Genomic DNA, 11,522 nt, shown 5'->3' with positions numbered 1-11,522 from the left:
AGGGGTTATGGAGTATGGCAACGTTAAGAACTTGTGATCAAGGACACGAGTACTATAAAAGTAGCGATTGTCCAACTTGCCCGACTTGCGAGAAAGAGAGGAAGCCGAAAGAAGGCTTTCTCTCTCTTCTTTCAGCACCAGCAAGGCGAGCGTTAGAGCACCATGGGATAACGACTGTAGAAGAACTTTCAAAGTATAGTGAAAAAGAAATTTTGAAACTGCACGGTATGGGACCTGCGTCTTTGCCTAAATTGAGAATGGCTTTAGAGGAAAAGGGATTATCATTTAAATAAAATGAAACTGTAATTTCGGTACGATATAATTATAGGATTGAAAAAGTTATACGATGAAATTAAGGACGAGCATAGTAGGGAAATAGCGATGGAATTGATTGAATTAGAGGGAAATAGTAAATATCGTAAGAAATATTTATCGGCGTGGAAATAAGAAAAAAGTAGGAGAGCATTCTCCTACTTTTTTTACGCTGTTGCAATTTGATCTTGGTCTGCAACGTCCGAATCAAATGTATTTGTTGCACTAACGCCGCTAAAAGTATTAACGACAAATCCAACATTGGAAGCCCCAGACCCGTTATAAGCTTTCGTATTTTCTTTCGGAGATACGTTATAAAAATCCCCTAAATTGAAAGAGCCATTACTATTTTGAACGACGAGATTCCCCACAACTGAAGGCATACCATTCACCTACTTCACTAAGCTTTTTAATTACTATATGAATTATTTAGAAGAAGGTTCATCAGTAATGTATTGGCGGATTTGCATAATCCGAGAGTTATTAAAAGCATAATCAACATTTCCAATTTGAAAGCAACCAGAAGTTAAAAGTGTTCGCACTTCAACGTTGTTTACTTCAATAAAAGGACGTTCATTTATAATATTTACTTTTACATCTGTTGTTCGCTTTGGCATAGTAATGTATTCATCTGTGAAAACTTCAAAAGCATCAAAATGACCTTCGCCTTTTAAATAATAAGGAATTTCCCGATGAACCAAAAGCGCCCTGCTTTTTAATTCCATTTGATTTGCATCACCAACTTGAAATACTGCAGCAATCCCCAAAGAAATAATAGAAACATTTTGGACAACTGGAACATGATGTAACATAATTTTGAGTCTCCTCAACCTCGAGTCGCAGGGACAGCTGATATTAATGGTACAAACGGTCCCTCTGTAACGGATTCGAATGGCGTATCAAGAATAGAAGTAAGGATGAGAAGGTTTGCATCTCCAATTAAAAATAATGCGGAAGAAGAAACCCCGTTCATTTTAATTTGCCCTACTTTTAACTCATGGTTTACAACATTTAAATTCATCCATACTCACTCCTTTCGGAAATTGCCCGGTATGTGTTGAATAAAAGATAGGAAGGCTTTGTCAATATCTTGTTTCATCGCTTGAATAATGACTTCGCGCAAATACTCTGGATCTGTTGAAATACCTTCATATGACTGAACTTGTGATAAATAATAAGGGAGTCTATGTTCCATCTGTTTTTTTATGTCATCAATCATCATTTGTCGATACATCTCATCCAGCGGTGTTCGCTCTTCGTGTTCAAAATGGAGAATTCGATTATATGCTTCTTCATCTAAGTAGCGATGCATTTCTTGAAGGATACCTTGATAAAAGTCTGGATTTGTTTCTGTTTCAGGATTTACTTTCAGCGTTTCTGTATCCACTTCAAAATCTTCAATTTGCTGCCCTTTTTTCGCAAATGGATTCAAGCCAATATTTAAAGTACCATTTAAGTTTTCTACTTTTAATTGATCGAATTTATATTCCACTTTTCCTATAGAAGAGGAGGGGCGACTTTTTAATTCATTAAGCTCTTCTTGTAATAGGCGAACTTGATTTTCAAGATTGAGAATGGTTTCTTGCTGCATTTGAAGAGCTTGCTGAAGTTGGTGTAAATAAGTATATATATCTTGATTCATTTTGTGAAACCTCCTTTTCAATAGGGAGGGTATATTACTACTATATATTTATGATAAGGATGGCCTAAGAAGAACTAGTGAAAGGCTTAAGGGAAATAATTTGTCCTTTTGCAGTTAAAGGGCGAAGAGGTGCTGTAAACCCGCCGGTATTTGAGAATTTAGAAAGAGCCTTAATACTACCTGCAGTTCCGATTTGGAAAACAGAAGATGTCGTAATGCTATCGATTTTAATACTGTTAATGATGATACTTTGGTTTACATAGAAATTCAATGTAATCGCCTCCTTTAGGTAGAACCGATTATTGCTTGATCGATTACATCTGAATCATTTACAGTCGTTGAACTTTGATAATTGTAGACAGAAATATTATCACCAACATTAAAGGAGCCGGCCCCAGCAAAAGCACGTGAATAACTAATAGGTCTAATCGCAAATACATCTCCAATATGAAAAATACCACTTGATCCAATATTAACGATACGAATATGTCCGACCATAGCTGGCATACAAAACACCTTTCATTTTTAAAATTTTCTTTTCTACTATTGTATGGGCGTTTTCAATAAAATGTGTACTTTTTTTAAATAAAAGAAACACACACGTTATTACGTATGTGTTTCGAGCGTTTGAGTGTGCACGTAATTCGTATGTGTATGCCAAATAACATTTAAGAGCCTGTCCAGTTCCTGGCTACAATCCACTGTTTTTTGAGAAGTCATTCCGTAGCGTTCAGCAAAATAGATCATTTTTTCGCGTTTTTTTTCGATTGCTTGCTCAAACATTGAAATCGGCTCCATCTCTCAATAAATTTTAAGTATATATGTAGTACATATTATACAAAAATTCCATAAAAAAGAAACATCTTCGCTAAAAAAAGTATAATTTCTACATTTTATGTCAAATCACGGATGAGGAACGAATATAAGAAGGGAGGAATATTGTAAAAATTAGCGTGCATGAGAAGGTTTTTTTCTTAAGGATGCGAATACAATTAAAGGGTATGAGTTTTAGGATGGAGAGTGGAAATATTGCGTTTTGTAACGGCGAAGAAGGAAGAAAAGGTATTTGTTGGTATTGTGGATGAAGAGGAAGAAAGAGTATTACATTTAAGAGAAGCGCAAAGACAAAAGGGTGAAAAGGTTACCATTCCGATTACAATGTTAGAATGCATTGAAAGAGGAAGCGAATGTCTTGAGAAAGTGTGTGATATTGTAAAGTGGGCGAAGGAAAATGCGGGAACGGCGTATTATCCGTTAACAGAGGTAAAAATTTTAGCGCCGATTCCAAGGCCGAGAAAGAATATTTTGTGTGTTGGAAAAAACTATCGTGAGCATGCGGTAGAAATGGGAGGAGTAGAGTCTATCCCAGAAAATATAATGATCTTTACGAAAGCGCCAACAACTGTGATTGGAATTGATGAGCAAATTAATGGTCACCCTCATGCAACGAATGAACTAGATTACGAAGGAGAACTAGCGATCATTATTGGTAAGCGAGGAAAACAAATTAAAAAAGAAAAGGCTCTTGACCACGTTTTTGGATATACGGTTATAAATGATGTAACTGCTCGGGATATTCAAAGGAAACATAAACAATTTTTCCTAGGGAAAAGTTTCGATACATTTTGTCCGATGGGACCGTATTTAGTCCATAAATCATTAATTGAAACGCCGAATGCATTACACATTGAAACAGTAGTAAACGGAGAGGTAAGACAAACTTCAAATACGAAAGAAATGATTTTTTCAGTAGAAGAAATTATTTCAACTATAAGTAAAGGCATGACATTAGAGCCAGGCGATGTCATTGCGACGGGGACACCAGCCGGTGTTGGGAAAGGTTTTACGCCACCAAAGTTTTTGCATGCTGGTGATGAAGTTGTTATTACAATAGAAGGAATTGGTACGCTGAGAAATATAGTGAAGTGAAGAAAAGAGCTATCTTGTGAAAAGATAGCTCTTTATTATGGGCGTGGATTATTGGAATAATCTAAAATAGCGAAAATATACAATCCGATTAGTGCTAAAGTACAAATCCCAATTAGCATTACCGCAAGTGCGCTTCTTTCGCGACCAAAACCGATAATTGTAAGAAAAACAGCAGTCCAAAATGACGCTTTAAGTAGTGTGAATGTATGAGGAGTTGAATAGTGACTGAGTAACGTTGTGGATAATATGAAGCCGATGAATGTAATAGAAATAAAAATTGTAGCTAAATGGTTAATGTGTTTACCATATTTCAACAGCATACAGTTGTCCTCCTCTTGATAAAAAACAGAATATTCGATTTTATTTTACTTTAAATTATTGAAAAAGGAAAGAGGCTGTCCTATATTTTAGGACAGCCTCGCTATTATTAAGATAATACAGCTTTAATTTTTTGGAATGCCCACTCTAAATCTTCTTCAGAGATTACTAGAGGTGGTGCGATACGAATTACGTTTTCATGTGTTTCTTTACATAATAGACCAGCTGCTTTTAGTTGTTCACAGTAAGGACGAGCTGGCTCGTTTAATTCGATACCGATGAATAAACCTTTACCGCGAACTTCAGTAATCATTGGGTTATCAATTTCTTTTAATTGCCCAACTAATTTTTCTCCTAATTGAAGAGAACGCTCTGTTAATTTTTCTTCTTCTAATACTTCAAGAGCTGCGATAGAAACAGCACATGCAAGTGGGTTACCACCGAATGTAGAACCGTGAGAACCTGGCTCGAATACGCCTAAAATGTCGCGGTTTGCTGCAACGCAAGAGATTGGGAACACACCGCCGCCAAGTGCTTTACCAAGTATGTACATGTCAGGAGTTACATTGTCCCAGTCGCAAGCAAATACTTTACCAGTACGGCCTAAACCTGTTTGGATTTCATCTGCTACGAATAAAACGTTTTCTTTTTTACATACTTCAAAAGCTTCTTTTAAGAAGCCAGCTGGTGGAATGTTAATTCCTGCTTCACCTTGGATTGGCTCTAAAATGAATGCAGCTGTATTTGGTGTAATCGCAGCTTTTAACGCTTCTAAATCACCGTAAGGAATTACAATAATGCCAGGAAGCATAGGACCGAATCCACGCTTGTACTCTTCGTTTGATGACATAGAAACAGCACCCATCGTACGTCCGTGGAAGTTATCTTCACAAACGATGATTTCTGCACGGTTTGCTTCTACTTTTTTCACATCGTAAGCCCAGCGACGAGCTGTTTTAATTGCAGTTTCAACAGCTTCTGCACCTGTATTCATAGGAAGTACCATATTTTTATTAGTTAGTTTCGCAACTTTTTCGTACCAAGGACCTAATTGGTCGCTATGGAAAGCACGAGAAGTTAACGTAACGCGATTTGCTTGATCGATTAAAGCGTTAATAATTTTCGGGTGACGATGACCTTGGTTAACTGCAGAATATGCACTTAGTAAGTCCATATAGCGGTTTCCTTCTGGATCTTCTACCCAAACACCTTCTGCTTTAGAAATAACGATTGGAAGTGGATGATAGTTATTTGCTCCGTATGTGTCTGTAAGTTCGATAATATCCTTAGTTTGAATCATGATTGTTCCCCCTTTTGTTATTACAAGAAGTTTGTAAATACTCTAAATATTATAGCATTTAAATATAAAAAAGCGAAACATTTCCTGAAAATAAATGAACATGTTATCATATAAAGTGAAAAAGTGTGAAAAGAGGAGGTAGGGATACGATGATACATATGCATATTACAGCATGGGCGTTAGGATTAATTTTATTCTTCGTTGCGTATTCACTTTATTCGGCAGGAAGAAAAGGTAAAGGTGTACATATGGGACTTCGTCTTATGTACATTATCATTATTGTGACAGGTTTTATGTTATATATGAGCATTGTGAAGACAGCAACAGGTAGCATGCACATGTGGTATGGTTTAAAAATGTTAGCTGGTATTTTAGTTATTGGTGGAATGGAAATGGTTCTTGTAAAAATGAGCAAAAACAAACCAACAGGGGCTTTTTGGGGCTTATTTATTATCGCACTAGTAGCGGTATTTTATCTTGGACTGAAATTACCATTGGGCTGGCAAGTATTCTAATAAAGAAAATAAAACCACCTTATGCTCTCAAATATTTGGGAGATAAGGTGGTTTTTTATTTTATGTTGCATCGATATGTAGCTCTTCTCCGCTTACTTTCGTAAATCTTAAAATATTCTTATTAGAGGAAGAGTAGCGCACGAAATGATGTTGCAATGTACAAATCATTTCTTCGTTATCGAACAAAAGAATATTTACTCCTTCGCACGGTCCATCTTTCGGTAAGAATGATAAATAATTATGACAATACATGCAATCATATAAAGAGTAATTAAGCGATTGCAATGAGTCGGTTAACAATGTAAAGACAGAGTCGGGTAACTCCTCAAGCCATTCAGTATAGCTAAGAAGTAATTTTTTTCGAATTCGTATCATTTCCCCGTTTTGAAGAGGATGTTGTTCATTTGCAATTTGTAATATGTTTTGTTCATAAAAACGCGCTGGTAGCCAATTGTTGTTATATAAAATTTCAAAACCATCATCGGCGATATCTTCTAATAAAAAAGCTTCATCATTTTCATCATCAAAGAATACCCATTCATTGTTTATATATTCCACATTACCGATTGTATGGGCGCGCGGTTGGTTATACAAAATATGTTTACGTTGTGCCATAGTTCATTTCTCCTTTTATAGAAGTAGTTATTCTTGTTATGGACAGTTCGTACGTTCTTTATAACTAGACACACCTAAAGATAGATGGGCATACAATAAAACACGCTACACACAGTGAAACTGCTATTCCATATATGGATAGCTAGTTATCGTCAAGTTTGTTGTTTTTATGTATCCGCACTCATAGGGTGGGGATTACTGCACGTTCAGAAACTGATATTAGATTAGGAAGGATGATTCTTATGTGCGGGATTACAGGATGGGTGGATTATAAACGCTCATTAGAAGGGGAAAGGGACGTCGTGACGAAGATGGCGGAAACGCTAGCGAAACGCGGACCAGATGATAACAAAGTTTGGATTAAAGGGAACGTCGCATTTGGGCATAAGCGGTTAATCGTTGTAGATCCTGAAGGTGGTAAACAGCCAATGACTTGTTTAAAAGACGAAACGAGTTATGCGATTTGCTATAACGGAGAGCTCTATAATACAGAAGATATTCGGAAAGAGTTATTAAGAAGAGGTTATACATTTAAAGGGCATTCTGATACAGAAGTACTATTGGCATCTTATATTGAATGGAAGGAAGAATGTGTCGATCATTTAAACGGTATATATGCGTTTGCAGTATGGGATGAGAAAAATGAAAGAGTCTTTATTTCCAGAGATCGATTAGGTGTAAAGCCACTATTTTATAAATATGATAGCGGCCGATTATTATTTGGTTCAGAGTTAAAAGCGATATTGGCACATCCAGATGTAAAGACTGAAGTAACGTTAGAAGGGTTGTCAGAAATATTCGGTTTAGGGCCATCTCGAACTCCTGGTCACGGTATATATGCTGGTATTCAAGAACTGCGCCCGGGGCATGCAATGACGTTTTCAAAAGACGGTTTATGTATATGGAGATATTGGAATGTGGAAAGTAAAAAACATGAAGATTCATTTGAAGAAACAGTAGAGAAAACACGTTTTTTATTACAGGATGCGATTACGAGACAATTAGTTTCTGACGTACCGCTATGTACATTTTTATCGGGTGGTGTAGATTCAAGTGCTATAACAGCAATTGCCGCAAAAGAATATGAAAGATCAGGGAAAGGGCAATTGCACACGTATTCTATTGACTATGAAGATAACGAAAAATATTTTAAGGCGAATGCATTTCAGCCAAATTCAGACGCACCTTTTATCAATTTAATGACGGAAACGTTTCGAACGACCCATCATCGTTGCGTCATTTCAAATGAACAATTAGCACAGTATTTAACAGAAGCAGTGCTCGTTCGCGATTTGCCTGGTATGGCAGATATTGATTCTTCATTATTATGGTTTTGCCGTGAAATAAAACAAGATTTTGTCGTTGGTTTATCCGGAGAATGTGCAGATGAAATATTCGGTGGTTATCCATGGTTTTATAGAGAAGATGATTTACAGTCAAGTGCATTCCCATGGATGCGCTCTACAGAAGCGCGTGAACAACTTCTAAAGAAGGAGTGGAGAAGTAAACTAAATTTGCAACAATATGTACAGCGTCGCTATGAAGAATCCATTCAAGAAGTACCGATTTTAGAAGGGGAAAGTGCGCTAGAAGCGAAGAGACGACAGTTATTTTATTTAAACATGGTTTGGTTTATGACAACACTATTAGACAGAAAAGACCGTATGAGTATGGGGGCAAGCTTAGAAGTACGCGTTCCGTTTGCGGACCACCGACTTGTCGAATATGCTTGGAATATTCCTTGGGAAATGAAAATGTATAAAAACCGCGAAAAAGGTCTATTGCGTAAAGCGTTAGAGGGATTACTTCCAAATGATATATTGTATAGAAAGAAAAGCCCGTATCCGAAAACGCATAATCCGCACTATACGAAAGCAGTAACAGTATGGCTCCAAGATTTATTAACGGATAAAGGATCAATTTTACATGAACTGTTCGATAAAGAGCAGCTGAGTGGATTGATCGAGTCTGGCGGAAGTGCATTTCAAACGCCATGGTTCGGTCAATTAATGACAGGGCCACAACTTTTAGCTCATTTAGCGCAAATTCATGTTTGGTTTAAAGAGTATGGGGTAAATATTAAAGAGTAGGGAAAGGGCGGCTTGCATGTTGTGTAAGCCGCCTTTTCTTCTATTTCACTTGAATATAAATATATCTATTGTATTTTCCATCATCTGTTGTTGCGGTTAAAACAACGCGTCCAGTTTTTAAAGCTTTCACATGAGTCGTATTATTTTTGGTTTCCAGGGCAATGATGCTTGTGTCACTACTTTTCCAAACTATATTTTTATTTGTTGCATTTTCTGGAAGAACGGAGGCAGATACAAGTTTTTCATCTCCTTGCTTGATCTCAAAAGATCGTTCGTCCACTTTGATGCCTGTAACAGGTACATGATTTGGTTCAACAGTTACTTGACATGTTGCTACATATTCGCCAGTAGCAGTTGTTGCAGTAAGTGTTGCAGTACCAGCTTGTACAGCATGGACAATTGCTTTTTCATCCGTTGCTTGTATTGTTGCAACAGTTGGATTGTCACTTTTCCAAATTAACTTTTTATTTGTAACGTTTGGAGTGATATTCGCAACGAGTTCAAAGGTTTCTCTTTCTCTTAAAGAGTGTTCTGATTTGTTAAGTGTAAGGCTAGTAGGGAATGTTTCTAGTAAATTCTCAGGTGTCTTTGCATCCCAAGTCATAGGTTTATTCGAGCGTAGTGCTTGTGCTACAACTGCCGCTGTATCCATATTCGTCATAGGAGTTGTAATAGATGATTTTGCTAGAATTCCAGGGCCGTTCGCCGCCCAGAAAATTGTCTTTTCTTCAGGAGATTCTCCTCCATGTCCGTAGTCTTTTCCTCCATGATCCGTTGTCATAATAACAAGGCTATCTTCTAATAAACCAGCGTCACGAATTGCATCTAATACAATCCCTACATTTTTATCTGTTTTTTCAATTTGTTGCATATATGCGGGGCTGCCGTAGCCTTTAGAATGACCAGCTCCATCAATATCGTCAAAATGAATGAATGTGACCGCAGTATCTTTTCCTTCCGTTTTAATATAATTTGAGATTTTTGGTGCCAATTGGTCATCCGGGACAGACTCTAAGTGAGCGCCTACGGATTGTTCGATAATCCCTTTATTAATGGGACTCCATCCAGCAAATGAAGCCATTTTTGCGTAAGGTCGTTCTTGTTTTAGTACTTTCATAAAGGATGGATAAGGTGAATTTTCAGGGAATGCTATTGACCCTGCGATTGTATTATCCAGTTTTGTTTTATCAGGTGTTACACCATGTAAGATTCCGCCCCAGTTTTGAGCGCTAATCGTTGGTGAAAGAGCTTGCGCATTATAAGTGCTGGCACCATTAGCGATAAAATTTTTAATATTAGGGGCATTAGCATCTTTAACAGCAATACCAGCTCCATCTAACCCGATAATAAAGACATGTTTGTATGGATAGTTTGTAGATTGTTTTAGCTGTTCTTGAAGAGGGGGTATGTCCTTTTCATCAATTTTTCCATCTTCATTTAAATCAGCCCGCTTAATTTCCTTCCAGTTTTGACTATTTACATCTGATCCGATGTATTGTTTTACAAAGTTTAAATCATTTTGTTCAAGTAAACCATCACGTGTTATATCTAAAGAATTTCCAACAGTTAGTTCTGCTGTAGCGGCTTTTTTTCCGTCTTCAGAAATGGCTTGAATTGTTGTTTTCCCAACGCCTATTCCAATTACTTTGACTTTTCCATCTATCGCTTCAACGTCTGCGATGTTTTTATTACTGCTTGTCCAAGTTACTTTTTTATTTGTTGCGTCTAAAGGCTGGATATTGGCTTGTAAATAGGTGTAACCATCAACATTTAAATGAATAGTTGGTTGGTCAATGGAAATGTCAGTAACAGCAATCGGAGGAGCGGATTGATACATTTTTTGAACATCTGTAGCCGTTACTGCTTTTCTTAGGATAGATACTTCATCTAGTGTTGCGTCAAAGTTGTTTCCGAATAAAGTTCCTTTCCCATCAACTCCAATTTTTGTTGTGTAATTTGTATCGATTGTACCTTTCATTTTACTAATATCAATTTGTTGTTCTAGCTTTCCATCTTTATAAATAGTTGCATATCCATCGCGGTCATGAGAAATCACAATATGATGCCAAACGTTATCAGCGATATTTGGAATAGAGGCATCCAGGCGGGAGCTACCGGATGTTTTGAAATTCCAAAGGAGAGCCTTATCCTTTAAACCGATAAACCACCCTAAGTTTCCACCGCTAGTCCAATCTTTATTTGAAATGATGGCTGGATCAGCATTTACTCCGGAAGATTTTACCCAAAAGGCTATTGTGAAGTCTGTACGTTCTTCAAATTTTAATTGTGAAGTATCTCCTAAGTCGATATAGGAAGCATTTTTCTGTGAGGTTGATTTAAACTTGAGAGCTTTATTTATGCGTCCGTCTGTAAATGAAGGATTACCATTTTCATATGAAATTATGTGATTGGATGCGGAGCTATCATTTAGATTTTCCTCGAACGATAGCTTCATAATTTCGTCAGTGAGATTTTCTTGTTGCATTTGTATTGCTGGATTAGGTGCTGCTAAAACGTTAAATGGAATTGTTGTGGATAGGATTGTACTCATGGTAAGTGTAGAAATCAGTACTGCTTTTTTAATAAAAGGCTGTGTCATTTTAAATCCTCCTTATATGTTCCTTTAATTAGAATTCAACGGAATTCTGTTTCCTTTTCTAAGATAAATAGTAAAGTACAAATTTTGAGGAATAATAACTGGAATATTGAGATTTTTTTAAGCTGTTGTGAAGTTCCACAGTGATTAAGAATAATACGAGAATATGACAATTAATATTAAATAAATTGTCATATAAAATTTA

The 11,522-nt window shown here is 36.7% G+C and carries 15 protein-coding genes; 4 read left to right on the top strand and 11 right to left on the bottom strand.

Annotated elements, in window-relative coordinates; translation table 11 throughout:
* Window positions 1-14: 14 nt before the first annotated feature.
* On the top strand, window positions 15-293 hold the full coding sequence (locus BAU28_RS02770; RefSeq protein WP_002170784.1) for an RNA polymerase alpha subunit C-terminal domain-containing protein: 279 nt from the start codon (window positions 15-17) through the stop codon (window positions 291-293).
* A 186-nt stretch (window positions 294-479) separates the two neighbouring features.
* Here BAU28_RS02770 and gerPF read toward each other — a convergent pair whose 3' ends face one another.
* The 7 genes from gerPF to BAU28_RS02735 form a co-directional block, all read right to left on the bottom strand.
* On the bottom strand, window positions 480-695 hold the full coding sequence (gene gerPF, locus BAU28_RS02765; protein ID WP_002170786.1) for a spore germination protein GerPF: 216 nt from the start codon (window positions 693-695) through the stop codon (window positions 480-482).
* 42 nt (window positions 696-737) lie between these two features.
* The gene (locus tag BAU28_RS02760; protein ID WP_071717655.1) at window positions 738-1,124 is read right to left on the bottom strand and encodes a spore germination protein GerPE; all 387 of its coding nucleotides are present in this window, start codon (window positions 1,122-1,124) and stop codon (window positions 738-740) included.
* Between the two features lie 14 nt (window positions 1,125-1,138).
* Complete coding sequence (locus BAU28_RS02755) at window positions 1,139-1,333, bottom strand: spore gernimation protein GerPD (protein ID WP_071717654.1); 195 nt, start codon at window positions 1,331-1,333, stop codon at window positions 1,139-1,141.
* A 6-nt stretch (window positions 1,334-1,339) separates the two neighbouring features.
* A complete protein-coding gene (gene gerPC / locus BAU28_RS02750) occupies window positions 1,340-1,954 on the bottom strand; it encodes a spore germination protein GerPC (RefSeq protein WP_048369736.1) in 615 nt (204 codons plus the stop codon).
* Between the two features lie 64 nt (window positions 1,955-2,018).
* Entirely contained in the window at window positions 2,019-2,225 is a 207-nt protein-coding gene (gene gerPB / locus BAU28_RS02745; protein WP_071717653.1) for a spore germination protein GerPB, read from the bottom strand.
* Window positions 2,226-2,239: 14 nt separating this feature from the next.
* The gene (gene gerPA / locus BAU28_RS02740; protein ID WP_002170791.1) at window positions 2,240-2,461 is read right to left on the bottom strand and encodes a spore germination protein GerPA; all 222 of its coding nucleotides are present in this window, start codon (window positions 2,459-2,461) and stop codon (window positions 2,240-2,242) included.
* A gap of 99 nt (window positions 2,462-2,560) precedes the next feature.
* Window positions 2,561-2,737 carry an aspartyl-phosphate phosphatase Spo0E family protein gene (locus BAU28_RS02735; RefSeq protein ID WP_071717652.1) on the bottom strand — a complete coding sequence of 59 codons (177 nt, stop codon included), beginning with the start codon at window positions 2,735-2,737 and terminating at the stop codon, window positions 2,561-2,563.
* Window positions 2,738-2,983: 246 nt separating this feature from the next.
* Here BAU28_RS02735 and BAU28_RS02730 point away from each other — a divergent pair, with 246 nt between their 5' ends.
* Window positions 2,984-3,883, top strand: coding sequence for a fumarylacetoacetate hydrolase family protein (locus tag BAU28_RS02730; protein ID WP_071717651.1), 900 nt, complete (start codon window positions 2,984-2,986; stop codon window positions 3,881-3,883).
* A gap of 35 nt (window positions 3,884-3,918) precedes the next feature.
* On the opposite strand, the gene BAU28_RS02725 is transcribed toward BAU28_RS02730, so the two are convergent.
* Both BAU28_RS02725 and rocD read right to left on the bottom strand, forming a co-directional pair.
* Window positions 3,919-4,203 (bottom strand): hypothetical protein, encoded by a 285-nt coding sequence (locus BAU28_RS02725; protein WP_048369729.1) that lies wholly within the window; start codon window positions 4,201-4,203, stop codon window positions 3,919-3,921.
* A gap of 107 nt (window positions 4,204-4,310) precedes the next feature.
* Window positions 4,311-5,501, bottom strand: a complete 1,191-nt coding sequence (rocD, locus tag BAU28_RS02720; protein WP_071717650.1) for an ornithine aminotransferase — start codon at window positions 5,499-5,501, stop codon at window positions 4,311-4,313.
* A gap of 149 nt (window positions 5,502-5,650) precedes the next feature.
* Here rocD and BAU28_RS02715 point away from each other — a divergent pair, with 149 nt between their 5' ends.
* On the top strand, window positions 5,651-6,016 hold the full coding sequence (locus tag BAU28_RS02715; RefSeq protein ID WP_002170796.1) for a YisL family protein: 366 nt from the start codon (window positions 5,651-5,653) through the stop codon (window positions 6,014-6,016).
* A 60-nt stretch (window positions 6,017-6,076) separates the two neighbouring features.
* On the opposite strand, the gene BAU28_RS02710 is transcribed toward BAU28_RS02715, so the two are convergent.
* Window positions 6,077-6,631 (bottom strand): DUF2777 domain-containing protein, encoded by a 555-nt coding sequence (locus BAU28_RS02710; RefSeq protein WP_071717649.1) that lies wholly within the window; start codon window positions 6,629-6,631, stop codon window positions 6,077-6,079.
* A 242-nt stretch (window positions 6,632-6,873) separates the two neighbouring features.
* Here BAU28_RS02710 and asnB point away from each other — a divergent pair, with 242 nt between their 5' ends.
* Entirely contained in the window at window positions 6,874-8,721 is a 1,848-nt protein-coding gene (gene asnB, locus BAU28_RS02705) for an asparagine synthase (glutamine-hydrolyzing) (RefSeq protein WP_071717648.1), read from the top strand.
* Between the two features lie 40 nt (window positions 8,722-8,761).
* Here the strand turns inward: asnB and BAU28_RS02700 are convergent, their stop codons facing one another.
* Window positions 8,762-11,320, bottom strand: coding sequence for an Ig-like domain-containing protein (locus BAU28_RS02700; RefSeq protein ID WP_071717647.1), 2,559 nt, complete (start codon window positions 11,318-11,320; stop codon window positions 8,762-8,764).
* Window positions 11,321-11,522: the final 202 nt, after the last annotated feature.

The sequence above is a fragment of the Bacillus paramycoides genome, assembly GCF_001884235.1.
GTDB classification, from domain to species: domain Bacteria; phylum Bacillota; class Bacilli; order Bacillales; family Bacillaceae_G; genus Bacillus_A; species Bacillus_A paramycoides.
This window is presented reverse-complemented; position numbering and strand designations above follow the sequence as displayed.

What these genes read in the sequence shown, in the direction of transcription:
- BAU28_RS02710 (WP_071717649.1), bottom strand. Translation starts at nt 6,631, where the DNA reads ATGGCACAACGTAAACATATTTTGTATAACCAACCGCGCGCCCATACA.
- rocD (WP_071717650.1), bottom strand. Translation starts at nt 5,501, where the DNA reads ATGATTCAAACTAAGGATATTATCGAACTTACAGACACATACGGAGCA.
- asnB (WP_071717648.1), top strand. Translation starts at nt 6,874, where the DNA reads ATGTGCGGGATTACAGGATGGGTGGATTATAAACGCTCATTAGAAGGG.
- BAU28_RS02725 (WP_048369729.1), bottom strand. Translation starts at nt 4,203, where the DNA reads ATGCTGTTGAAATATGGTAAACACATTAACCATTTAGCTACAATTTTT.
- BAU28_RS02735 (WP_071717652.1), bottom strand. Translation starts at nt 2,737, where the DNA reads ATGTTTGAGCAAGCAATCGAAAAAAAACGCGAAAAAATGATCTATTTT.
- BAU28_RS02700 (WP_071717647.1), bottom strand. Translation starts at nt 11,320, where the DNA reads ATGACACAGCCTTTTATTAAAAAAGCAGTACTGATTTCTACACTTACC.
- gerPC (WP_048369736.1), bottom strand. Translation starts at nt 1,954, where the DNA reads ATGAATCAAGATATATATACTTATTTACACCAACTTCAGCAAGCTCTT.
- BAU28_RS02715 (WP_002170796.1), top strand. Translation starts at nt 5,651, where the DNA reads ATGATACATATGCATATTACAGCATGGGCGTTAGGATTAATTTTATTC.
- BAU28_RS02755 (WP_071717654.1), bottom strand. Translation starts at nt 1,333, where the DNA reads ATGAATTTAAATGTTGTAAACCATGAGTTAAAAGTAGGGCAAATTAAA.
- gerPA (WP_002170791.1), bottom strand. Translation starts at nt 2,461, where the DNA reads ATGCCAGCTATGGTCGGACATATTCGTATCGTTAATATTGGATCAAGT.
- BAU28_RS02770 (WP_002170784.1), top strand. Translation starts at nt 15, where the DNA reads ATGGCAACGTTAAGAACTTGTGATCAAGGACACGAGTACTATAAAAGT.
- gerPF (WP_002170786.1), bottom strand. Translation starts at nt 695, where the DNA reads ATGCCTTCAGTTGTGGGGAATCTCGTCGTTCAAAATAGTAATGGCTCT.
- BAU28_RS02760 (WP_071717655.1), bottom strand. Translation starts at nt 1,124, where the DNA reads ATGTTACATCATGTTCCAGTTGTCCAAAATGTTTCTATTATTTCTTTG.